This window comes from Microbacterium sp. GbtcB4, assembly GCF_019091465.1.
Classification (GTDB): Bacteria; Actinomycetota; Actinomycetes; order Actinomycetales; family Microbacteriaceae; genus Microbacterium; species Microbacterium paraoxydans.
This window is the reverse complement of the sequence record NZ_JAGXJJ010000001.1, coordinates 777,371-800,411: the sequence shown is the minus strand read 5'-3', so window position 1 is coordinate 800,411 and position 23,041 is coordinate 777,371. Positions and strand designations below refer to the sequence as shown.

The window sequence follows — 23,041 nt, the reverse complement described above, 5'->3', positions numbered from 1 at the left end:
CAGCAGGGGGTCTCGGCGTGTACCCGGGGTCTCGGTGTCAGAGGAGGCCGTCGGAGAGGGTGGTGGGGTTGCCGAAGCGGTGGTTGGTGATCGACACGGCCTGCTCGTGCAGGAACGGGAGCATCTCCACCCGACCCGCTCCGGTCACGGCGTGGGACCACACCGCGACGTCGGGGCTGCCGTCGAGGGCCGTGTGCAGCGCGGCGGCATCGCCACCGACGAGCCGCACCCGCTGCCACGACCGGGCGCCCTTCGCGTAGCGCTTCGTCCACGCGGCATCGGACTCGGTCTTCACGGTCACGCCCTGGGCCTTGAGCGCCTTCTCCACGCGGGACGGGAGCGACGCGGCCGACACGGTGAAGGGGCTGCCGCTGCGCAGTGCCGCGGCGAGCACGCGGACTCCCTCGGCCAACGGCGCGTCCTCGGCGATACGCACGTCGACCGCCACCGGACGGTACCGGAACACGTTGCGCTCGACGCCGAGTCCGGACTTGTCGCTCACGGCGCCGAACTCGTCGATCCACGCGCGCTCATCGGCGGCCGCGGCGCGGTGCAGCCACTCGATACCCACGGGGTCGAGCTCAGGCGCAGCCGCCTCCAGCAGCCCGGTCACGGCCGGGGTCACCGCCGCACCCGGAGCCGCGGCGGGCAGCTCGCCCGCACGCCACTCACCGAGACCGAAGAGGTAGTTCGGGCCGCCGGCCTTGGCTCCGGCGCCCACGGCCGAGCGCTTCCAGCCGCCGAACGGCTGGCGCTGCACGATGGCGCCGGTGATGCCCCGGTTCACGTACAGGTTGCCGGCCTCGACGCGATCCAGCCAGGTCGCGACCTCGGCGGAGTCCAGCGAGTGCAGCCCCGCGGTGAGGCCGTAGTCGACGGCGTTCTGCAGCCGGATGGCCTCGTCGAGGTCCTTCGCGTGCATGATGCCGAGCACGGGTCCGAAGAACTCGGTCAGGTGGAAGTACGAGCCCTCGCGCACGCCGGTCTTCACCCCCGGCGTCCACTGCTTCCCCTCGTCGTCGAGCTTCCGGGGCTCCACGAGCCAGCGCTCGCCCTTGTCGAGCGTGGTGAGCGCGGTGAGGAGCTTGCCGTTCGCGGGCTCGATGATCGGCCCCATCTGCGTGGCGGGGTCGTCGGGAAGCCCGACGCGCATCGAGGTGACCGCGTCCACGAGCTGCCGCTCGAAGCGCTTCGAGTCGGCCACCGACCCGACGAGGATCGCCAGCGACGCGGCCGAGCACTTCTGCCCGGCGTGGCCGAACGCGCTGCGGGCGACGTCGGCGGCCGCGAGGTCGAGGTCGGCCGACGGCGTCACGATGATGGCGTTCTTGCCGCTGGTCTCGGCGAGCAGCGGAAGGTCGGCCCGGAAGGAGCGAAACAGCTGCGCGGTCTCGTAGGCCCCGGTGAGGATGACCCGGTCGACCTGGGGGCTCGCGACCAGTCGGGTGCCGAGGTCGCGGGAGGCGAGGTCGACGAGGGCGAGCAGATCGCGCGGGACGCCCGCGGCCCACAGCGCCTCGACCATCACGGCGCCGCACCGCTGGGTGAGCTTCGCGGGCTTGATGATCACGCCGGATCCGGAGGCGAGGCCGGCGAGCACACCGCCGGCGGGGATCGCCACGGGGAAGTTCCACGGCGGCGTGACCACGGTCACCTTCGACGGCACGAACTCGGCGCCGGGGATGGCCTCGAGGTCCTTCGCCCGCTCGGCGTAGTAGTGCGCGAAGTCGATCGCCTCGCTGACCTCGGGATCGGCTTCCGCGATGGTCTTGCCGGCCTCGTGCGCCATGATCTCCAGAAGCTCGCCGCGGCGGGCGGCCAGTTCATCGCCCGCGCGGTGCAGGACGGCGGCGCGCTCGGCGGCGGGGAGCGCCGCCCATTTCTCGGCGGCGGAGGTGGCGGCGGCGAACACGGCGTCCAGCTCGGCGTCGGTCTCGATGCGCGCGGCGGCGATGGCGTCCCGGCCGAGCGTCGACGACACCGAGCGCTGCAGGATCTCCCGACCCCACGCGCGGTTCGCGGCGAGCGCGGGATCGGTGTCGGGCTCGTTCGCGAAGCCGTCCGTGGTGTTCGCGGGGCGCGGAGCCGTGCGGTCCTGGGTGCGGTTCGGGCCGGGTACCGACGAGTCCGCGACGAGCGCGGCGAGGGAGCGCTCGAAGCGCTCCCGCTCGCGGGTGAGCAGGGTCGGGTTCGAGGCCAGCTCGAACACGGCGGACATGAAGTTCTCGGGGCTCGCGTTCTCCTCGAGGCGCCGCACGAGGTACGCGATCGCGACATCGAACTCCGCCGGGTTCACGACCGGCGTGTAGAGGAGGAGGCGGCCGACGTCCTTGCGGACGGCCTCGGCCTGCCCGGTCGCCATGCCGAGCAGCATCTCGTACTCCACGAGGGCGCCCTTCAGCCCCTGGGTCCCTGAGCCTGTCGAAGGGTCGGTCACGCCACGGGCCTTCGCGAGCAGCCAGGTGTAGGCGATGTCGAAGAGGTTGTGCCCGGCGACGCCGATGCGCACGGCATCCAGCCGCTCGGGGGTCATCGCCCAGTCGAGCACGCGCTTGTAGTTCGTGTCGGAATCCTGCTTGGTGCCGTACGTCGCGAGCGGCCAGCCGTGCACCTTCGCGTCGACCTCCTCCATCGCGAGGTTCGCGCCCTTGACCACGCGCACCTTGATCGGCGCTCCGCCCTTGGCGCGGCGGGCGGCCGCCCACTCCTGGAGCCGCTGCATGGCACCGAGCGCGTCCGGCAGGTACGCCTGCAGCACGATGCCGGCCTCGAGGTCCTCCAGGCCGGGCTGGTCGAGGATGCTCGTGAAGGCCGCGATCGTGAGGTCGAGATCGCGGTACTCCTCCATGTCGAGGTTGATGAACTTCTGGGTCCCGGTGCGGGCACCCTTCGCCTCGGCCTTCGCCGCGAGCCGGTACAGCGGGGTGAGCTTCTCGACGACGTCGGCGACGGCCTCGTCGAACGACCACATGGAGAGCTGGCTGACGACGCTCGAGACCTTGATCGAGACGTAGTCGACGTCCGGACGGGCGAGGAAGTCGTACGTGCCCTGCAGTCGGCGGCCCGCCTCGCGCTCCCCAAGCACGGCCTCGCCGAGGAGGTTCAGGTTCAGACGGTTGCCGGTCTTGCGGAGCTTGGCGATCGCGGGACCGAGCTTGGACGGCGTGGCGTCGAGCACGAGGTGCCCGACCATGGCCCGCAGCACGCGCCGCGAGATCGGCACGACGACGTTCGGGAGCTTCGGCGCCCAGAACCCGCCGGCCTTGATGGCGGCCCGGAGGTAGCCGGGCAGCAGCGTGGGCGTGATGTCGGAGAGCTCGGCGAGCTTGCGGCCGGCGACCCGCAGATCCTCCGGACGCATGACGCCGTCGACGAAGCCGACCGTGAAGGCGAGGCCGTTCGGGTCCTTGAGCACTTCGGACAGGCGCTGGGCGGCGGGCTCGACCGGGTGGGTCTCGCTCTCGGCGAGCCAGCGCTCCACGAGCGCGGCGACCTCTTCGGTGCGGGGGGTGGTGTCGTCGATGACGGTCATGAAGCGGGGTACCTTCCTCGGCCTCGCACACCCGGGTGTCGTGTGCGGCTGGATCATTGTCCAGCCGCTCGGTAGGCTCCGTCTATCAACCGATTCGAGTGGATTCTGTTCACTCCTCCCGAACGATCGGAACCGCCGTGCTCGACGTCCATCGCCTGCGTCTGTTGGTGGAGCTGTCACGCCGCGGCACGCTCTCCGCCGTGGCCGATGCGCTGTCCTACAGCAAGGCCTCCGTGTCGCAGCAGCTCGCCGCGCTGGAGCGTGATGTCGGGGTGCCGCTGCTGCGTCGGGTCGGTCGCGGCGTGCAGTTCACGCCGCAGGGGAACGTCCTGGTGGCCGAGGCCATCGGCATCCTCGATCAGCTCGAGCACGCCCAGGTCGCCGTCGCCGAATCGCTCACCGAGGTGACCGGCACCGTGCGCCTCGCGGTGTTCCAGTCCACCGCGCACTCCCTGCTGCCCCGCGCCCTCGCAGCCCTCGGCGCGCGCCACCCCGCCCTGCGCGTCGAGGTGACCGAGCGGGATCCGGAGTCCGGGCTGGTGGGCGTCTCGAGCCGCGACTACGACCTCATCCTCGCGGAGCAGTATCCGGGCCATACGCGTCCCATCCACGCCGACCTCGACCGCGTGGTGCTCGCCCACGACGCCATCGCCCTCGCCCGGCGTCCGGGAGCGTCGGAATCCGCCGATCCCGTCGCTGCCCTGTGGGCGACCCGCGCCGAGCCGTGGGTGCTCGAACCCGCCGGGACCGCCTCCCGCGCGTGGGCCGAGCAGCTCTGCCGCACCGCCGGGTTCGAGCCCGACGTGCGCTTCGAGCTGGCCGACCTCACCGCGCACGTCCGGCTCATCCACGCGGGACTCGCGGTCGGGCTGCTCCCCGAGCTCGTGTGGGCCGGCGACACCCCGACGGTCGACCTCGCCCCGCTCCCGCACGAACCGCGCCGGGAGATCTTCTCCTCCGCGCGCCGGGTCTCCGCGGACGCCCCGTCGATCCGCGCCGTCCGCGCCGCGCTCGCCGACGCCGCCTCCCGCAACCTCCTGGACTGACGCGAACCGACTTCCGGGAATATGCATGCACATGCATCGGTTCATCCCCCGTGTACCCGGACGACGGCGTCCGATCCCCTCCGTCCGAAAGGCACTTCCGTGAGCACTCCCGTCATCGACCGCACCGCCCCGACCGAGCACCCCGTCCTCGACGTCCTCGCCGGCCGCTGGAGCCCCCGCGCGTACGACGCGCAGCACCCGATCGACGAGGCCAAGCTCGCCACCGCCCTCGAGGCCGCCCGCTGGAGCCCCTCCGCCAACAACATCCAGCCCTGGCGCTTCATCGTCGCCCGCCGCGGCACCGCCCTGCACGCCCAGATCGTCGACGCGCTCATGGGCTTCAACCAGGCCTGGGCCGGCAACGCGGCCGTCCTCGTCGTCGCGATCGCCGAGACCGCGACCGCCGACGGCACGCCGATCAGCCACGCGTTCTACGACCTCGGCCAGGCCGTGGCGCACTTCTCCGTGCAGGCCCACCACGACGGCCTCGTCGTGCACCAGATGAGCGGCTTCGACCCCGAGGTCGTCCGCGAGTTCGCCGACCTCGAGCCCCGCTTCACCCCCGCCACCGTCATCGCCGTCGGCGAGTTCGGCGACATCGAGGCTCTGCCGGAGGTGCTGCAGGAGCGCGAGGTCGCCCCGCGGGTGCGCCGTCCGATCGCGGAGACGGTCGTCCTCAGCGCCTGAGCATCGACACACGAAAGGCCCGGTATGCGTGATGCATACCGGGCCTTTTCGCGGTGCGCCGAGGCCGCTCAGTCGTCGAGCAGCTCGGCCTCGATCACGTCGTCCTCGTCCTCGGGCTCCGGCTCCGGCGTCGTCGCGGTGAGCACGAGGCCCGTGCCGTCGGCCGCCACGTCCACCCGGACGGTGTCGCCGTCGTGCACGCCGCCCGAGAGGAGGGCGGTCGCCAGCTTGTTCTGCACCTCGGTCTGGATGAGGCGACGCAGCGGGCGGGCGCCGAACACCGGGTCGTACCCGCGCTCGGCCAGCCACGACCGCGCCCCGGGAGTGACCGCGAGCGTGAGGCGGCGGTCGCGCAGCCGGTCGTGCAGCTGGTCGACCGACAGCTCCACGATCTGCGCGAGGTCGTCTTCGGTGAGCGCCTGGAACATCACGATGTCGTCGAGACGGTTGAGGAACTCCGGCCGGAACGCCTGGCGCACGAGGGCCATCACCTGCTCCCGCTTCTCCTCCACGGAGAGCACGGGGTCGATGAGGATCGGCGAGCCCAGGTTGGAGGTCAGGATGAGGATCACGTTCGAGAAGTCGACCGTGCGCCCCTGCCCGTCCGTCAGCCGTCCGTCGTCGAGTACCTGCAGCAGCACGTCGAACACCTCGGGGTGCGCCTTCTCGACCTCGTCGAGCAGGATCACGCTGTACGGACGACGGCGCACGGCCTCGGTCAGCTGACCGCCCTGCTCGTAGCCGACGTACCCCGGAGGGGCGCCGACGAGCCGGGAGACCGAGTGCTTCTCGCCGTACTCCGACATGTCGATGCGCACCATGGCGTGCTCGTCGTCGAAGAGGAACTGCGCGAGCGCCTTGGCCAGCTCGGTCTTCCCGACACCGGTCGGGCCGAGGAACAGGAACGAGCCGGTGGGGCGACCGGGATCGCTGATGCCCGCGCGCGACCGGCGCACCGCGTCGGACACGGCCTTGACGGCATCCTTCTGGCCGATGAGGCGCTTGCCGAGCTCGTTCTCCAGGTGCAGGAGCTTCTCGCTCTCCCCCTGCAGCAGCCGCCCGACGGGAATGCCGGTCCAGGCCGCGATCACGGCCGCGATGTCCTCCTCGGTGACCTGCTCGTTCACCATGCGCGGTTCGCTCGAGGCGGTGGCCTCGGCCTGCTCGGCTTCGGCGATGTCGCGCTCCAGGCGCTTGATCGTCTCGTACTCGAGCTTCGACGCCTTCGTGTAGTCGGCGTTGCGCATGGCGAGGTCGCGCTGGGTGATCGCGTCGTCGAGCTGCTTCTTCAGCTCTCCGACCCGGTTCAGGCCCTGCCGCTCCCGCGCCCAGCGGGCCTCGAGTCCGGCCAGCTCCTTCTCGAGTTCGACGAGGTGCTCGCGGAGGGTGCCGAGACGCTCCTTGGACGCGGCGTCCTTCTCCCGCTTGAGCGCGAGCTCCTCCAGCTTCAGCCGGTCGACCTGACGCTTGAGCTGGTCGATCTCGACGGGAGAGGAGTCGATCTCCATCTTCAGACGAGACATCGACTCGTCGATCAGGTCGATGGCCTTGTCCGGCAGCTGCCGCGCGGGCAGGTAGCGGTTGGAGAGGGAGGCCGCGGCCACGAGCGCGCTGTCGGAGATGGTCACCCCGTGGTGCGCCTCATAACGCCCCTTGAGCCCGCGGAGGATCGCGATCGTGTCCTCGACCGTCGGCTCGCCCACGTACACCTGCTGGAAGCGTCGCTCGAGGGCGGCGTCCTTCTCGATGAACTCGCGGTACTCGTTGAGCGTGGTGGCGCCGATGAGCCGCAGCTCGCCGCGGGCCAGCATCGGCTTGAGCATGTTCGAGGCCGCGACCGAGCCCTCGCCGCCGCCCGCGCCCATGAGCACGTGCAGCTCGTCGATGAACGTGATGACCTGGCCGTCCGACTCGGTGATCTCCTTGAGCACCTGCTTCAGGCGCTCCTCGAACTGGCCGCGGTACATCGCACCCGCGACGAGCGCGGAGATGTCGAGCGAGACGAGCTCCTTGTCCTTGAGGGACTCGGCGACGTCGCCCGCGACGATGCGCTGCGCGAGGCCTTCGACCACCGCGGTCTTGCCGACGCCGGGCTCACCGATCAGCACCGGGTTGTTCTTGGTGCGGCGGGTGAGCACCTGGCTGACGCGCCGGATCTCACTGTCCCGTCCGATGACGGGGTCGAGCTTGCCCTCGCGGGCACGGTCGGTCAGGTTGATGCCGAACTGCTCGAGGGCGGACTGCTGTTCCTGGTTCGGGGATCCGGTCTGCGGGGTGGTCATGCGCTCCTCCTGGAGATGCTCCTTCTGAAAGTTGAGTTTGGTTGACTCAAGTTTAGCATTCGGTGGTGCGCGGCTCCACCACCTCTCACCTCTCGCGGGCGACCTCGTCCCAGACGGCCGCCGCCACCTCGCGCTTGGTCCCGGCCGCGGTCCGCGCCAGGGCCCCTCCGCGACCGAGGATGTGCACGGCGTTCTCGCCACGCTCGAAACCCTGCTCCCAGCCGACCTCGTTCACCACCAGCAGGTCGACCCCCTTGCGCTCCTGCTTGCCGCGGGCACGGGCGAGCAGCTCGGCCTCGTCCTCCGGGGTCTCCGCCGCGAACGCGACGATGAGCTGCCCTTCCCGCCGGATGTCGACGAGCGCGGCGACGATGTCCTCGTTCTCGACGAGTTCGATCGTGCCTACGCCGCCACGGTCCTTGGTGAGCTTGCGGGCGGAGACCTCGACCGGACGGTAGTCGGCCACCGCCGCCGCCATCAACACGACGTCGGCCGTCGCCGCCTCCTCCTTCATCGCCGCGGACAGCTCGGCGGCTGTGCCGACCCGCACGATCCGGATGTGCGGGTGGCGGGCCTCCGCGAGCACGTCCCCGGAGACGTTCGCCGCGACGAGCGCCACCTCCGCGCCGCGCGCCGCCGCCTCCGCCGCGAGCGCGACCCCCTGGCGGCCACTGCTCCGGTTGCCGAGGAAGCGCACCGGATCGATGGGCTCCCGCGTGCCGCCCGCCGAGACGACGACCCGCACGCCTGCGAGGTCGCCCGGGGCCAGCAGCGCCTGGACGGCGGCGAGGATCTCCTCGGGCTCGACCATGCGACCGGGGCCGCTGTCGCCGCCGGCCAGTTCGCCGTCGGCGGGGCCGACCACGTGCACGCCGCGGTCCCGGAGCGTGGCCATGTTCGCCTGCGTGGCGGGGTTCCGCCACATCTCCGCGTGCATCGCGGGGGCGACGAGCACGGGCGCCTCGGTCGCGAGCAGCGTCGTGCCGAGGAGGTCGTCGGCGAGGCCCGCGGCCATCTTCGCGAGGGAGTTCGCCGTCGCCGGGGCGACCACGACGAGGTCCGCCCCCTGCCCCAGCGCGACGTGCCGCACGCGGGCGACATCCTCGTGCACGCTCGTCGTCACCGGGTGCCGGCTCAGCGCCTCCCAGGTCGGCAGGCCCACGAAGCGCAGCGCATCCTCCGTGGGCACGACGGTCACGTCATGACCGGCCTTGGTGAGCAGGCGCACGAGGTGCACCGTCTTGTACGCGGCGATGCCGCCCGTGACTCCCACGACGATGTTCACGCCTCGATTCTGCCCCAGGGTCCGGACGCCCGGGCCGTCGCGTGCGGATCCGTCCCCGCCCGTCCCGGCCGACCTAGACTCGGAGGCGTGTGCACGGTGGTGATCGATGTCGAGGCCGCGGGTTCCGCGCGGCTGCTGGCCGTCCGCGACGAGGACCCGGCCCGGGAGTGGGATGCTCTCGGCCCGTGGTGGCCCGAGGAGTACCCGGGAGTGATCGGCATCCGCGACCGCCGCGCCGGTGGGGCCTGGCTCGCCGTGAACCCCGCCGAACGACGCCTCGCCGTGCTCCTCAACCGCGCCGACGTGCAGGACCTCTCCGCGACCGCGGCCGTCTCCCGCGGGACCCTTCCGCTCGCCGCGGTCACCGGTCGCTCTCCGCAGGGAGCCCCGCCGATGCACGGCTTCAATCTGCTCGAAGTCGGTCCGGAGGGCGCGCGAGTGCTCTCGTGGGACGGTGCCGAGTTGCGGGAGACCCCGATCGAGCCCGGGACCCACATGATCGCCCACGACGACCTCGACGACGAGGGGACCCCGCGCATCGCCGCGTGGCTCCCGGAGTTCCGGGCGCTCGGGCCCGCCGCGGCGAGCGCCGACTGGGCGACCGAGTGGACCGCGCTCCTCGGATCCTCGGCGACCCTGCCCCCGGAAGACGACCGCGCCATCATCCGGGACAACCGCCCGCACGGGTACCCGACGCAGTCCCTTCTCTACGCGGTCGCCACGATCACGCCCGCCGGGGTCGACGTCCGCGACGTCACCCTCCCCTCCCCCGCCCACTGGCACTGACCCCCCTCTTTCCCTCCCCCCGCCCCATCCGCTCCACCCCTCCGCCCCTCCACCGCTCGCGCCGCGAGATCACAACCGCGCCCCCGCCCTCCGCCCGCGGCCCCTTTCTGATCCCGCCCGGCCCGCCGCTTCCCGCGCAGGATCGAAAACGCACCCGGCCGTCCATCCCGCAGGGCCTTACTGATCCCGCACTGATGCGGGCGACCGACCCCTCGGTTCGACGAGATCCGCTGCGGAGCTTGGGGGGCGATGCCCGCCGGGCGGGGCTGGACCAGAATGCCGGGGCCTGTCGCGGGACCGTTCGGGCTGATGCGGGACGGTAAACGCTCCGGATCCGGCTCCGTGCCGCGCGTTTTCGAGCCCGCACGACAGCGGGGAACGGTGGCGGAATCGTGGCGGGACGGAAAGTGGCCCGGACGCGTGGCGAGGGGGCACGAAACTGGTCCCGCACGGCTGAAGGACGGACGGGAGGACAGGAGGGAGGGGTGTCAGGCGGCGGGGAGGGCGTCGGCGCAGGAGAAGCGGGCGCGGTAGGCGGTGGGAGTCACGCCCAGCACGCGGGCGAAGTTCTGCCGGAGGACGGCCGCGGAACCGAAGCCGCAGTCCGTCGCGATGTGTTCGAGCGGAAGATCGGTGCGCTCGAGGAGGCGCTGGGCCTGGATGATCCGCTGCCGGCCGAGCCACGCCGCAGGGGTCGCCCCGTACTCGGCCTTGAAGCGGCGCGCGAAGGTCCGCGGCGACATGAGTGCCCGCGCTGCGAGCTGGTCGACCGTCAGGTCTTCGCGGAGGTTCTCCACCGCCCAGTCGGCCACCACGGCGAGCGAATCCGTGGGCGCGACCGGGATGGGGCGATCGATGAACTGCGCCTGACCCCCGTCCCGTTGCGGCGGCACGACCATCCGACGCGCGATCCGGTTGGTGATCTCCGCCCCGAGCTCCTGTCGCAGCAGGTGCAGGCAGGCGTCGATGCCCGCGGCGGTGCCCGCGCTGGTGATGATGCGGCCGTCCTGGACGAAGAGCACGTCCGGGTCGATGTCGACGGCGGGGTACATGTCGGCCATTGTGTGCGCGTACATCCAGTGCGTCGTCGCCCGCCGCCCGTCCAGCACTCCGGCCGCGGCGAGGATGAACGACCCGCTGCACACGCTCATGACCCAGGCGCCGCGCGCCACGGCCTCGCGGGCCAGGTCGACGAGGAGCGGGTCGATGTCGCCCCAGACCTCGCGCGGCACCGGGCAGAACACGACGAGGTCGGCCTCCGCGGCGAAGGACAGATCGTGTTCCACGTTGATGGAGAAGCCGATCTTGGAGCGCACGACCCCGGGCCGCGGGGCGACGATGCGGAAGTCGAAGTTCGGCACCCCGTCGGCCGATCGGTCGAGGCCGAACGCCTCGCAGGCGACCCCGAACTCGAACGGCGCGAAGCCGTCCTGCACCACGCACGCGACGGTCTTCATCACAGCTCCCGGAATGGCAGTTTTCCTACGCACAGTGCCCGATCCGCCACTCGTGGCAGCATCACACCGAGCGTAGCTTTTCTGCCATGGTACTCCTCATCCTCCTCCTCGCCCTCGTCATCTGGGCGGTCGTCGCCACCTTCGTCGAACTGCGGCGCGACGGCTACCGCCCGACCCCCACCGACTGGAGCCGCGTCGCCGGTCAGGACGCCCTGTCGCAGGCCGACCCCGGCCACGTCTACCGCTGACCTGCCGACAATCCGCGAGGAGGGCTACGCTCGGGTCATGAGCGACCCCCAGCAGCCCGGACAGCCCTCGCGCGACGGCGCCGTCGACCCGGCCGCGACCCCGACCCCTCCGTCGCTCCCGGCGGAGCCGCAGTACCCCGGCGCGCAGGCCCCCGCACCGGGAGCGCCGTACGCCCCCGGCCTCGGCGGGGGTCATGTCTTCCCCACCGCCACCCCGCAGGCCTCCCCCACCGCGATACCGCAGCCGTCACCGACCGCACCGGGATTCGTCCCCGGATCCGCCGGCATCCCGCCCTATGGCGCACCGGCCCCGAGCACATCCGGCAACGGCCTCGGGCGCGCCGCCTTCATCGTCGCGCTAGTGACCCTCGCGATCGACGTGTTCCTGATCCTCGCGCGGCCGTTCGTCTACATGTCGGACCGGACCTACAGCCTGATCGGCCTGATCGAGGGGGCGTCGGGCATCCTCACCTTCCTCGGCTACGGGGCTGCGCTCGTGCTCGGCCTCATCGCGGCGCGACGCCCGGGTCCGCGGCTGCTCGCCGGGATCGCCATCGGCATCTCGGGCGCCGGTCTGCTGACGATCGTGCTGAGCTGGCTCTCGTCGACCTTCTACGGGTTCCTGTGACCGCTCAGGATCGCGGGAGCACCCGCTCGTAGACCTCGATCATGGCGGCCGTCCGCGACGACTGCCGGAAGGCGTCCGCCACGGCGGGCACCGGCCGCGGCGCGATCCCGTCCGCGATGTCCGCGGCCGCCTGCCGCAGCGTCGCGGCGAGGGCCTCGATCCGTTGCGCCTCGACGGCTCGTCCGCGAGCGTGCGGATCCGTCGTCGGCACCGCCCAGAGCCCGCCCTGGAGTTCCGCGGCGATGTCGGGATCGCACACGACGGAGGGCGTGCCGAGGGTGGCCGCCTCGAACGGCGTCATGCCCTGGGTCTCGAACCCGATGGACGTCTGCACGAGCGCATCGGCGGCGGCGATCCGCTCCAGCGTCTGCGCATAGGAGAGTCGGCCGGCGAACCGTACGTCCGCACGTCCCGCGACGATGCGTTCGGCAGCGGTGCGCTGTCCGCCGCCGCCGATCACTTCGAGCTCTGCGTCGATGCCCGCGTCGACCCAGGCCTGGAGGAACGGGAGCAGGCGCTTCTCCGGACTCATCCGCCCGAGCCAGACGAAGCGCGCGCGCCCCGGCGTCCGTTCGGCGGGGGCCGCTGCGAGGGTCTGCGCACGGACGTCATCGTCGATGCCGTTCCACACGACGTCAACCGTCCGCGCCACGCCGTTCTGCTCCAGGCGTCGCGCGAAGTGCCCTGACGGGGCCGTGACGGCGGCGGCGCTCGCCGCGAGACCGCGGAGGTACGACCACCCGTCGCTGCCGCCGACCGGCATGCCGATGCCGCGGAGGGCAGCGCGGCGCCAGAGGTTGAGCACGGCGAGCACGGGCCGGTGCAGCGGGGTGACTGCGGCGAGCCCGACATCGACGCGGTTGTGCATCGTGTGCACGACCGGGATTCCGTGCCGGGCGGCGAAGCGGTGGCCGATGAAGGCGCCCCAGAAGTCGGCCTGCACGTGGACGAGGTCGACGGGCGGGCGGTGCGCCATGGCCCGGTCGAGAGTCCGATCGGTCGCCCGCCCCGGCCAGGTCATCGCGTACTCCCGATCGAGGGTGATCGGCAGCGACGGAAGGTCGACGTTCCCCTCGGATGGTGCGGCGTCGTCGCGCCGTGCGTGCATACGGGGCGCGACGACTGTCACGGTGTGCCCGGCGCGCTCCAGGAACGTCCGCTGCAGCCGCATCGACACCTGCGCCCCGCCGAGGGAGTCGAGGTGCTGATCGGCGAAGAAGACGACGTGCATCCGCGTCACTCGGGCAGCGGCTCGTCGCGGTACAGCGCCTCGAAGGTGTCGAGCGTGCGGTTGATGTCGTGGATGGCCACACCGTCGAGGGACGCCTTCTGCATCCGCTCGTACTCGCCGGGGGAGGCGGTCAGCACGGCGGTCAGCTTCGCGGCGAGGTCGTCGACGTCTCCCGGCGTGAAGAGGTGGCCGTTCTCGCCGTCGTGCACGAGGTGCGGCAGGGCGACGGCGTCCGCGGCGACGATCGGCAACGCCGATGCCATCGCCTCCATCGTCGCGATGGACTGCAGCTCGGCGATCGACGCGATGACGAAGAGGCTCGCACGGGACAATAGCGCCCGCAGCTCCTCGTCGGTGGTCCGGCCGTGGAAGGTGACCCGGTCCGACAGCCCGAGCTGTGCCGTCAGGTGCTCGAGCTGCTTCCGCTGGTCTCCGCCGCCGACGATGTCGAACGTCGTGTGCAGCGCCGGGTCGAGCTTGGTCATCGCCTTGAGGATGACCTCGACCTGCTTCTCCGCCGTCAGCCGGCCCACGAACACGAGCCGGTTCTCCTCGCGCGGGGCGATGACCGGGGTGTACTGGGAGCGGTCGATGCCGCAGCTCACCGGGATGACGCCGCGCACCTCGACCGTCTTCTCCAGGAAGTCGGCGGCCCGACGCGTCGGCGTGGTGATCGCCCGCGTCAGGTCGAAGGTGCGCTTCGCGTCGGCCCAGGCGAACTTGAGCACCAGGTCGTCGACGAACTTTGGCATGGTCGTGTGGTCGAGGATGTTCTCGGCCATGACGTGGTTCGTCGCGATGACCGGGATGCCGCGCTGCTTCGCGATGCGCGCGAGTCCGCGCCCGATCACGATGTGGGACTGGATGTGCACGACGTCGGGCTGCACGGCGTCGAGCACCTTCCGGGCGTAGTGCTTGGAGCGCCACGGCCACACGAAGCGCAGCCAGTCGTGCGGGGCCCAGCGCACGGAGGGCAGGCGGTGGAGCGTCATCGGCTCCCCCTCGATGACCTCGGTGCGGGGCGCGGTGCGACGGTAGGCCTGGTTGGGGGCGACGACGTGCACCTCGTGCCCGCGCTGCACGAGCCCGGCGGCGAGACGCTCGGCGAAGCGGGCGGCGCCGTTGATGTCGGGCGCGAACGTGTCGCAGCCGAGGAGGATCTTCAGCGGACGGGGCTGTACGGCGGTGGCGTCGCGCGACGCATCGATCGGATCGTCGGAGGAGGTCACAGAGATGCCTAACGGGGTGGCGGCCAAGGAGAAGCCCTGGTCGGGCGGTGGCAACTCTACCCGAGGGCCCTGTCCCCGACGCCGAGCCATACCGGCATCCTTCAGCCTCGGCCGATACCGTGAAGCCATGCGACTGCACGCCGACGCCGACCCCCAGCTGTGGATCCCCGTGACGGACTCGCTCGGGTGGAGGGGACGCCGGCATCGCAAGGCCGCGATCCGGATGCTGCTCGGCCAGGTGAACGCCGCGGTCGGCGCGACGGAGCGCCCCGGTTCGCGGTTCGGAGCCTGGGCGATGAGCCAGGCCGCGCCGATGCTCATGAAGAAGGCCGACGGCCGGGTGCTCGCGTGGACGTGGAAGGCGGAGCCGGACCTCGTCGTGGCGATGGCGACGGTGCAGGCGCTGACCCCCGACATCCGGATCGCCCGCGCGTCGATGCCGATGGAGTACGACGCGACCTCCTTCCCGACCCGGCTCGGCGTCGGCGAGAAACTCGTGGTCCCGACCCCGCCCTCGCCTTCGGCGCCGCCCTTCGCGACCTACACGTGGGACACCGGTACGCACCTGGTGACCCTGACCGCCGTCTGCAGCGACCGGGAACGCTTCGGCACGCTCATCGGCGCGCTGGACGAGCTGGCCCGCAGCCTCCGCATCGCCGACGACCTCACCGGCGGCGAGTCGCCCGACGTCCTCCGCCTCCCGCCCGCCTGACACCGGATGCGGATGCCGACGAACACTGTCGCGCGGTCCCCGCGCATCGTCGACGGCTCACGATCGGTCCACCCGAACGGCCGCTTCCCGTCTGCGGCGCTCGGGCTCGTCGGCATCCTTCCTCTGCTGCCCCTGCTGCTGGCGATCATGGATACCCGTCCAGGCTTCCGCCTCATCCTGATCGCACTCGCTCTCTACGCCGGGATGCTCGCGGTGGCACTCTGGTTCTGGGTGCGGTCCTTGCGCGAACGCCTGATCCGAATCGAGGCAAGCGGCCCGCTGCGATTCACGCCGTCCACGGGCGTCCGCATCTCCTCGTGGCTCGTTCCCGTGACGGGTCTGCTTCCCGCAGCGGCGGCCTTCCTCGTTCACACCCTGGGCCTTCCGACGATGGGCGGTCGGCTTCTCGAATGGGGCCCGTACGTGCTCGCCGTCGTCTCGCTCGTCGGCCTCGGTCGGGAAGTCCTCGCGCAAGGCCACCCGCTGGGTCTCGTACTCGACGAGAGGGGCCTGCACGGAGTCCGCAGATCCGCCCGGGTCGAAGCCTCCTGGGAGGAGATCGGCACCACCACACCTGTCGGCCCACACGGGCCGAAGCTGGCGATCTCGATCGCCGGACGCGCCCCCGTGATCCTCGATGCGCATCACCTGGGGTCTGACCCGGCAGCAGTGGCCTCCGTCGTCTCCTTCTTCCGCGACGCCCCCGATCAGCGACCTGCGCTGGTCGACGGCGTCGCGGCGATGCGCACCGTCGAGGACGCGCACCGATCCCGCCCGGCGGGATGAGAAACGCGCCTCCCGTAGGGCGGGGAGGCGCGTTTCTGATCCGGCGCGGAGCGCCCGGCGACGCGGAGGCCGGGGGCTCAGCGGACGATGCGGAGGGTGCGGACCTCGAAGGGGCGGAGGTGGAGCCCGCCGCCGAGGCGGGGCGCCTCGATCTCGTCCTCGATCAGGCTCACCTCGCGCACCTCGCGGTGCTCGAAGCCGACCGACAGCTCGCCGACCGCCCGGCGCCCGAGCGCCTCGTACACCCGCACGATGACGTCGCCGGAACCGTCGTCGGCGAGCTTCACGGCGGAGACGACGATCCCCTCGCCCGACACCTCCACCAGCGGCTCGACCTCGCGCGCCCCGCGGATCACCGTGGGCGTGCTGTTGAGGCGGATGCCCTCGGCCGTGGCGATCGCGGCGTCGGCGCCGATCACGAGGCCGACCTCGATCTCGTGGAGCCCGTGATCCGTGTCCGGGTCGGGGAAGCGCGGCGCTCGCAGCAGGGAGAGCCGCACGGTCGTGGTGACCCAGTCCTCGCCGACCTCGCGCGTCGTGTCGTACCCGTAGATCGAGTCGTTCACGAGGGCCGCACCGAAGTCCTGCTCGCGCACCAGCACGAAGCGGTGCATCGAGGTCTCGAACTTCGCCGCCTCCCAGCTCGTGTTCGTGTGGGTGACGCGCGCCTGGTAGCCGAACTGCGTCTCGGCTTCAGTGTGCGACGCCTGGATGTCGAGCGGGAAGGCGAGCTTGAGCAGCTTCTCGGTCTCGTGCCAGTCGATGTCGTTGCGCAGCAGCACGGTGCGCGACTGCGGCGCGAGAAGGATCGTCTGCGTGATGGTCGACTCCGAGAACGGACGCACGACGACGATCTGCGCGACACCGTCCACGAGCGACGCTTCGATCGACGAGACCGCCGTGAGGTCGTCGACGCTGTTGCGGTAGTAGCGGTCGATGTCCCACGCGTCCCACATGTTCGGGAAGTCCTGGTGCAGCTGGAACAGGTTCGCGGCCTTGCCTGCGGCGACCGTCTCCCGCCCCGTGGCCTTGTCGACGGCGGAGACGATCAGGCCCTCGCCCGAGACGAGCACGGACACGAGATCGTTCTCGATCCGCCATCCCGGGTGGGTCGCTGAGCCTGCCGAAGCGTCCTCGACGAGCGAGACCGGCCCTTCGACGGGCTCCGGGACCCACGAGGCGCCGAGTGCGCGCCCCCGACCGACCGACGTCGGCTCGAACAGCAGCTCGCGGTCGCCCTCCCCGGCGAGCGACCGGCGCGCGGCGTCAGCGATGTCGCGCGCATCCGAGAGCACGTCGGACAGCACGGCGACGGCCTCGCGGTGCACCCAAGCGATCGAGGTTCCGGGCAGGATGTCGTGGAACTCATGCAGCAGCACGGCCTGCCAGAGCCGGTCGAGCTCGGCCTGCGGGTACGCGGCGCCGGTGCGCACGGCGTCGGTCGCGGCCCACAGCTCGGCCTCCACCAGCGCGTGCTCGGCCCAGCGGTGCAGAGCCTTCGTGGCGTGCTGGCTCGTGAGCGTGCCGCGGTGCAGCTCGAGGTAGAGCTCGCCGACCCACACGGCCGGGTTCGGCAGCTCGGCCTTGGCGGCGTCGAAGAACACGTCCGGGTGCTCCCACACCACCTGCGCGCTGCCCTCGAGGTCGCGCAGCCGCTCGGCCTTGCCCGTCATCTCGCGCGTCGTGCCGCCGCCGCCGTCACCCCAGCCGACCGGGGCGATCGACCGCGAGCTGCGGCGGTTCTCCTTGAACTGACGCGAGGCCTTCGCCACCTCCATGCCGCTGAGCTGCGAGTTGTAGGTGTCCATCGACGGGAAGTGCGTGAACACCTGCGAGCCGTCGATGCCCTCCCAGAGGAAGGAGTGGTGCGGGAACACGTTCTGCTGATTCCACGAGATCTTCTGCGTGAAGAACCACTCGAACCCGGCACGACGCATCAGCTGCGGAAGGGCCGGCGAGTAGCCGAAGCTGTCCGGCAGCCACACGCCCTTCGACCGGATGCCGAACTCCCGCTCGAAGAACCGCTGTCCGTGCGAGAACTGCCGCACGAGCGACTCCCCCGTCGGCATGACGGTGTCGGACTCCACCCACATACCGCCCAGCGGCAGGAAGCGTCCGGCGGCGACCGCGGCCTTGACCCGCTCCCACACCTCGGGACGGTGCTCCTTGATCCAGGCGTACTGCTGCGCGCTCGACATGCCGTACTGGAACTCGGGCTGCTCCTCGATGAGCGTGGTCATGGACGAGGTGGTGCGCGCGACCTTGCGGATCGTCTCGCGCACCGGCCACAGCCAGGCGGAGTCGATGTGCGCGTGGCCGACGGCCGAGATCCGGTGCGCACTCGCTTCGGCCGGAGCGGCGAGGACATCCGCGAGCCGGGCCCGCGCGTCACCGGCGGTCTCCACGATGTGCTGCAGGTCGAGCACGTCGAGCGCGTCGTCCAGCGCCTGCAGGATGCGCATGCGGCGCGGCGACGTGGCGGGGAGCTCCGCCTGCAGCTCGAACAGCACCTCGAGGTCGAGGGACAGATCGAACACCTCGGGCTCGAACACCGCGAGGTCGAGGCGGCGCAGCCGGTACAGCGGCTCCTTCGAGGAGGTGAGGATGTCGCCCTCCTGCGTCGGCAGGAAGGGGTGGTAGTCGAGGAGGACGGGGTTGGACGCGCCCTCCAGGTAGAGCTCGACGGCCTCGTCACCCGCGGCGGTCTCGGCGATCGGGACCCACTGGTTGCGCGGGTTGATGCTCTTGATCGGCGTGCCGTCCGGCCGGTAGGCGAGGGCCTCGCACTGGAACCCCGTCATGTTCACGTCGAAGCCCAGATCGATCAGCGCCTCGACCCGGCGGCCTGCCCATTCCGCGGGCACCCGACCGGTGAGCTTGAACCACGTCGTCCCCCACGCCGGGCCCCACAGCTCGCCGACCGCGGCGGGGGTGAACGAGAGCGCCAGGCCCTCCGCCGGGGCGATGGGCTCTCCGGGGAGCTGGTGCGCCTCGACCATGAGGGGGATCGCGGCCGAGTGGATCGCCGGGCGGATGCGCTCTTCGAGGACCCGCTTGACGCGGCCGACGGTGAGCGAGGTGTCGTCATGCATGGTGGGGTTCTCCGGGCTCGACGGTGAGGGACTGGGTTCGATGCGTGTCGTTACTAAAACGATCTAGCACGGGAGTCTACGGCACGTTCTCCGCTGCTTTCGAGAGGCTAAACCGATCAAGTAGGGTGATGCCTATGACCCCGGGGAAACGCGTGACCATCGCGGATATCGCGCGCATGGCCGGCGTCTCCCCCGGCGCCGTCTCGTTCGCCCTCAACGGTCGTCCCGGCGTGAGCGAGGAGACGCGGCAGCGCATCCTCTCGATCATCGAGGAGCACCACTGGCAGCCGAGTTCCGCCGCGCGCGCCCTCGTCGGCGCCCGGGCCAACGCGGTCGGGTTCGCCCTCGCCCGCCCGGCGCGCTCCCTCGGCTCCGAGGCCTTCTTCACCGACCTCATCGCCGGCATCGAGTCCCGGCTCTCCGAGAGCAAGGTCGGTCTGCAACTCCGCCTCGTCGCCGACATCGACGAGGAGATGGAGGTGCATCGGCAGTGGCGGTCGTCGAATCAGGTCGACGGCATCATCCTCATCGACCCGCGCGACGACGACCCGCGCGGCGCGCGCATCACGGCCCTGGACGCCCGCGCCGTCATGATCGGCTCGAAGCCCTCCCCGGACGGCGCGGTGCCCAGCGTGTGGATCGGCGACGACACCGTCGCGGAGACCCTGTTCTCCTACCTCGCCGCCCTCGGTCACACGCGCATCGCCTACGTCGCCGGTCCGGCTGAACTGGAGCACACCCGTCTGCGCGCCGAGGTGCTGGAGCGGATGGCGGCGGACGGCGTCTCCGGTGAGGTCATCACGACCGACTTCTCCCCCGCCCGCGCCTCCGCCGTGACGCGCGCGCTGCTCTCCGGCCGGCAGCGCCCGACCGCGATCGTGTACGACAACGACGTGATGGCCGTCGCCGGCCTCCGGGTCGCCCAGGAGATGGGCCGGGCGGTTCCCCGCGACGTCTCCCTCGCGTCGTTCGACGACTCGGTCATCGCGGGTCTCATCAACCCGTCGATCACCGCGATGACCCGCGACACGTTCGAGCTCGGCGAGCAGGCCGCCACGCTCCTGCTGCAGCAGATCGAGGCCGGCACCACGCTGCCGAGCGTCCAGGGCCCGACCCCGGTGCTCACCGCTCGCGAGAGCACCGCGCCACCACCCCGCTGAGACCCCGCCTCCCCGCCCACACCCCGGGCTCTCGACGCACGCACCCCGGGGTGTCGACGACAACCCGGGGTCTCGGCCTCAGACGACGGTGTTGACGGAGGCGTAGCGCGTCACGGCGGACGGGGCGGGGTGGATGAGACGGTGGATGCCGCGTGCCTCCAGCGCCGCGGGATCCTGTGCGGTGCGGGAGGTCACCAGAGAGGGATCCTCGCCCGCGGCGCAGGCATCGACCCAGGCCTGGAAGACCGCGCCGCCGGGGCTCAGCGCCGCCCGGCTCACCGGCACCTCCTGCTCGTCGACGTCCACGACGATCGCCGTCTGGCGGTCCGGAGCCGCGGTGCGGGTGCGCAGCTCGGGAATGAGCTCCGCGAACCGGCGGCCGAGGGGCTTCGCCGCACCCTCCTGGTCGATCAGCCCGAGGGAGTACTCCAGCTCCGGGAAGTCGGCGAGCTCCCGGCTCACGTCGTGCGAGCACCACCAGGTCACACCCCAGAGGTTCTCGGTGCGGAGAGCCGAGCGCACGGTGGCCTCGAGGAATCCGGGCATCTCTCTCTCGTCGAGGCAGTTCGAGGGGGCACCCACCTCCTGCAACCAGATGGGCCGGGCGGGATCCGTCGCGAACGCGCGGGACAGCTCGATGAGGTACTCCGCGTGGCGGTCGGCGGCGATCGAGCGCCCGCCGTAGCGCTGGGCGGTGCCGTTGAAGATCCAGGAGTGGATGGTCGTCATCGCGCCGAGCCGGGAGGCATGCGCCGGCGTGAACCCGTGATCGTCCATGTACCAGACCGCGTCGTACTCGCTGTGCACGTGCGGCAGCCCGGGGGCTCCCCGGTCCGCGGCGGCGAGCAGGGCCTCGATCCACCCGCCGGCCTCATCCGTCGTGACCGGCCACGGCGAGGGATGGGTGTGCGCCGAGAACTGATTCGTCTCGTTGCCGAGCGTGAGCCCGAGGAAGTTCGGCGCGTCCCGCAGGGCACCGGCGAGCCGCTCCACCAGCTGCGCCTGACCGTCCAGGGCGCTCGGATCGGTGAACATGTTCCGGTCGTGCCAGGTGTACAGCCAGGACGGGACGAAGTCGAAGCTCGACAGATGCCCCTGGATGACATCGACGCTCGCGTCCAGGCCGAACTCGGCGGCGATGTCGACCATAGTGCGCACGTCGTCGATCGCCTTCGCCCGGATGAGGGTGCGGTTGGGCTGCAGGACGGTCCAGAGCGGGAACACGCGCACGTGGTCGAGGCCGAGTGCGGCGAGGGCCGCGAAGTCGCGACGCACGTCGTCCGGGGTGAAGTCGAGCCAGGAGTGCATCCAGTCCGTCGACGGCGTGTAGTTCGCCCCGAAGCGGAGTGGGGCGTCGAGAGCGCCGCGCTGCGTCATGTGTGCACCTTTCGGACCGTGCCCTCCCGCGAGGACATGTCGCACCACTATAACGCTTGAGCATCAGCCTCGATAGGGATGTCTTGACACCGACCGAATCCGATGGTTTCATCTGCTAAAGCGCTGTAGTCCTTTCGTCGGACCGCGCCGAATCGCCCGCCTCGAGGAAGAAGCACGATGAAAGTTCCCGCACGCATTGTCGCTCTGGCAACCTTCACGATCGGCGCCCTGGCGCTCGTGAGCTGCACCGGAGGGGGCGCCGCCTCCGACGACGCCGGCCCCATCGACACCTCCGGCGAGCTCAGCGGAACCATCCAGTTCCAGACCTGGTCGCTGAAGAACGAGAAGTTCACGCCGTACTTCGAAGACCTCATCGCCGCGTTCGAGGAGGAGCACCCGGACGTGACCGTCGAATGGCTCGACCAGCCCGGCGACGGCTACCAGGAGAAGATCCTGAGCCAGGCGAACGCCGACACGCTGCCCGACGTGCTCAACCTGCCGCCGGACATCGCCTACCCCCTCGTCGCGGCGGGGAAGCTCGTCGATCTGGACACCGCGGATCCGGACCTGAAGGCGGCGTACAACGCCGGCGCCTGGGACGCCTACAGCCAGTACCCCGGCGTCGAGGGCACCTACGGCCTGCCCTGGTACCTCTCCAGTGACGCGTCCTGGTGGAACCTCGCCCAGCTCGCCCCGTACGGCGTCACCGAGGAGAACCTCCCGACGACGGTCGACGAGCTGCTCACACTCGCGAAGGACGTCGCCACGGAGTCCGGCGGCAAGGTCCAGCTCCTCTCCTCGATCCCGGCGCTCGACACCTTCACCGCCGCCGGCATGGAGGTCATCAACGACGAGGGCGAGTTCGACTTCAACACCGACGAGGCCGCCGCGATCATCGAGCAGTACGCCGACGCCTACGCGGCGGGCGCGATGCCCGCGGAGGCACTGACCGGCGACTACGGCGGGAACGCGGAGGCGTACATCCAGGAGAAGGTCGCCTTCACGACCGGCGGCACCGGCTTCACGACCGATCTGCAGAAGGACGCCCCGGCACTGCTGGAGAACACCGTCGCCACCCCGCGCCTCGGTGTCGCCCCGCTCTACGTGCAGGGCCTCAACGTCTCAGCCGACTCCGACAACAAGGAAGCGGCCCTCGCGTTCGCCGAGTTCGCGACGAACGAGGAGAACCAGGTCGCGTTCTCCTCCCTCGCGGTCGGCACTGCCCCGGGCACGGCCGACGGCGGCGACCAGGTCGTCGAGAACATCGCCTCCTCGGTCACGGACGAGAAGCAGCTCGCCGCGATCGACACCGTGTTCGGCGCGATGAAGGACGCCAAGGCGCTGCCGTTCCAGTGGACCTCGGACATGGCCACCTACATGACCCAGCAGATCGCTCTCGCCGTGAACGGCGAGGCCGACGCCAAGACGCAGCTCGACAAGATCGTCGAGTACGCCAACGCGAACCGCGTGGACCAGTGAGCATGCGCGCGGACACCGGCACCC

Annotated in this window: 17 protein-coding genes; 9 read left to right on the top strand and 8 right to left on the bottom strand. The window is 71.1% G+C overall.

Translation table 11 applies throughout. The features are described 5' to 3' along the window. Window positions 1–37 precede the first annotated feature (37 nt). Complete coding sequence (locus KVS71_RS03765; protein ID WP_217583867.1) at window positions 38–3,532, bottom strand: bifunctional proline dehydrogenase/L-glutamate gamma-semialdehyde dehydrogenase; 3,495 nt, start codon at window positions 3,530–3,532, stop codon at window positions 38–40. Window positions 3,533–3,669: 137 nt separating this feature from the next. On the opposite strand from KVS71_RS03765, the gene KVS71_RS03760 reads away from it, so the two are divergent. Both KVS71_RS03760 and KVS71_RS03755 read left to right on the top strand, forming a co-directional pair. Then, window positions 3,670–4,578 (top strand): LysR substrate-binding domain-containing protein, encoded by a 909-nt coding sequence (locus tag KVS71_RS03760; protein ID WP_217583865.1) that lies wholly within the window; start codon window positions 3,670–3,672, stop codon window positions 4,576–4,578. Between the two features lie 99 nt (window positions 4,579–4,677). After that, on the top strand, window positions 4,678–5,265 hold the full coding sequence (locus tag KVS71_RS03755; protein ID WP_025104923.1) for a nitroreductase family protein: 588 nt from the start codon (window positions 4,678–4,680) through the stop codon (window positions 5,263–5,265). A gap of 68 nt (window positions 5,266–5,333) precedes the next feature. On the opposite strand, the gene KVS71_RS03750 is transcribed toward KVS71_RS03755, so the two are convergent. After that, window positions 5,334–7,547 carry an ATP-dependent Clp protease ATP-binding subunit gene (locus tag KVS71_RS03750; protein WP_082750120.1) on the bottom strand — a complete coding sequence of 738 codons (2,214 nt, stop codon included), beginning with the start codon at window positions 7,545–7,547 and terminating at the stop codon, window positions 5,334–5,336. Between the two features lie 85 nt (window positions 7,548–7,632). After that, on the bottom strand, window positions 7,633–8,832 hold the full coding sequence (coaBC, locus tag KVS71_RS03745; RefSeq protein ID WP_217583863.1) for a bifunctional phosphopantothenoylcysteine decarboxylase/phosphopantothenate--cysteine ligase CoaBC: 1,200 nt from the start codon (window positions 8,830–8,832) through the stop codon (window positions 7,633–7,635). 87 nt (window positions 8,833–8,919) lie between these two features. Here coaBC and KVS71_RS03740 point away from each other — a divergent pair, with 87 nt between their 5' ends. After that, window positions 8,920–9,618 (top strand): NRDE family protein, encoded by a 699-nt coding sequence (locus KVS71_RS03740; protein ID WP_217583861.1) that lies wholly within the window; start codon window positions 8,920–8,922, stop codon window positions 9,616–9,618. Between the two features lie 488 nt (window positions 9,619–10,106). Here the strand turns inward: KVS71_RS03740 and KVS71_RS03735 are convergent, their stop codons facing one another. Further along, window positions 10,107–11,075, bottom strand: a complete 969-nt coding sequence (locus KVS71_RS03735) for a GlxA family transcriptional regulator (protein ID WP_060923594.1) — start codon at window positions 11,073–11,075, stop codon at window positions 10,107–10,109. A gap of 86 nt (window positions 11,076–11,161) precedes the next feature. On the opposite strand from KVS71_RS03735, the gene KVS71_RS03730 reads away from it, so the two are divergent. Beyond that, entirely contained in the window at window positions 11,162–11,323 is a 162-nt protein-coding gene (locus KVS71_RS03730) for a hypothetical protein (protein ID WP_186326368.1), read from the top strand. Between the two features lie 37 nt (window positions 11,324–11,360). Then, complete coding sequence (locus KVS71_RS03725; protein WP_060923595.1) at window positions 11,361–11,951, top strand: hypothetical protein; 591 nt, start codon at window positions 11,361–11,363, stop codon at window positions 11,949–11,951. A 4-nt stretch (window positions 11,952–11,955) separates the two neighbouring features. On the opposite strand, the gene KVS71_RS03720 is transcribed toward KVS71_RS03725, so the two are convergent. After that, the gene (locus KVS71_RS03720) at window positions 11,956–13,182 is read right to left on the bottom strand and encodes a glycosyltransferase (protein ID WP_217583917.1); all 1,227 of its coding nucleotides are present in this window, start codon (window positions 13,180–13,182) and stop codon (window positions 11,956–11,958) included. Window positions 13,183–13,187: 5 nt separating this feature from the next. Next, the gene (locus KVS71_RS03715; RefSeq protein ID WP_247641618.1) at window positions 13,188–14,417 is read right to left on the bottom strand and encodes a glycosyltransferase; all 1,230 of its coding nucleotides are present in this window, start codon (window positions 14,415–14,417) and stop codon (window positions 13,188–13,190) included. Between the two features lie 121 nt (window positions 14,418–14,538). Between KVS71_RS03715 and KVS71_RS03710 the strand changes: the two genes are divergently transcribed. Continuing rightward, a complete protein-coding gene (locus KVS71_RS03710; protein ID WP_217583857.1) occupies window positions 14,539–15,123 on the top strand; it encodes a hypothetical protein in 585 nt (194 codons plus the stop codon). Window positions 15,124–15,135: 12 nt separating this feature from the next. Beyond that, the gene (locus KVS71_RS03705; protein WP_217583854.1) at window positions 15,136–15,909 is read left to right on the top strand and encodes a hypothetical protein; all 774 of its coding nucleotides are present in this window, start codon (window positions 15,136–15,138) and stop codon (window positions 15,907–15,909) included. Window positions 15,910–15,986: 77 nt separating this feature from the next. On the opposite strand, the gene KVS71_RS03700 is transcribed toward KVS71_RS03705, so the two are convergent. Continuing rightward, window positions 15,987–19,001, bottom strand: a complete 3,015-nt coding sequence (locus KVS71_RS03700) for a glycoside hydrolase family 38 C-terminal domain-containing protein (RefSeq protein WP_217583852.1) — start codon at window positions 18,999–19,001, stop codon at window positions 15,987–15,989. Between the two features lie 152 nt (window positions 19,002–19,153). Here KVS71_RS03700 and KVS71_RS03695 point away from each other — a divergent pair, with 152 nt between their 5' ends. Next, the gene (locus tag KVS71_RS03695; protein ID WP_368874546.1) at window positions 19,154–20,161 is read left to right on the top strand and encodes a LacI family DNA-binding transcriptional regulator; all 1,008 of its coding nucleotides are present in this window, start codon (window positions 19,154–19,156) and stop codon (window positions 20,159–20,161) included. A 78-nt stretch (window positions 20,162–20,239) separates the two neighbouring features. Here the strand turns inward: KVS71_RS03695 and KVS71_RS03690 are convergent, their stop codons facing one another. After that, entirely contained in the window at window positions 20,240–21,538 is a 1,299-nt protein-coding gene (locus KVS71_RS03690) for a glycosyl hydrolase (RefSeq protein WP_217583850.1), read from the bottom strand. Window positions 21,539–21,715: 177 nt separating this feature from the next. On the opposite strand from KVS71_RS03690, the gene KVS71_RS03685 reads away from it, so the two are divergent. Beyond that, a complete protein-coding gene (locus KVS71_RS03685) occupies window positions 21,716–23,017 on the top strand; it encodes an ABC transporter substrate-binding protein (RefSeq protein WP_217583848.1) in 1,302 nt (433 codons plus the stop codon). Window positions 23,018–23,041 lie beyond the last annotated feature (24 nt).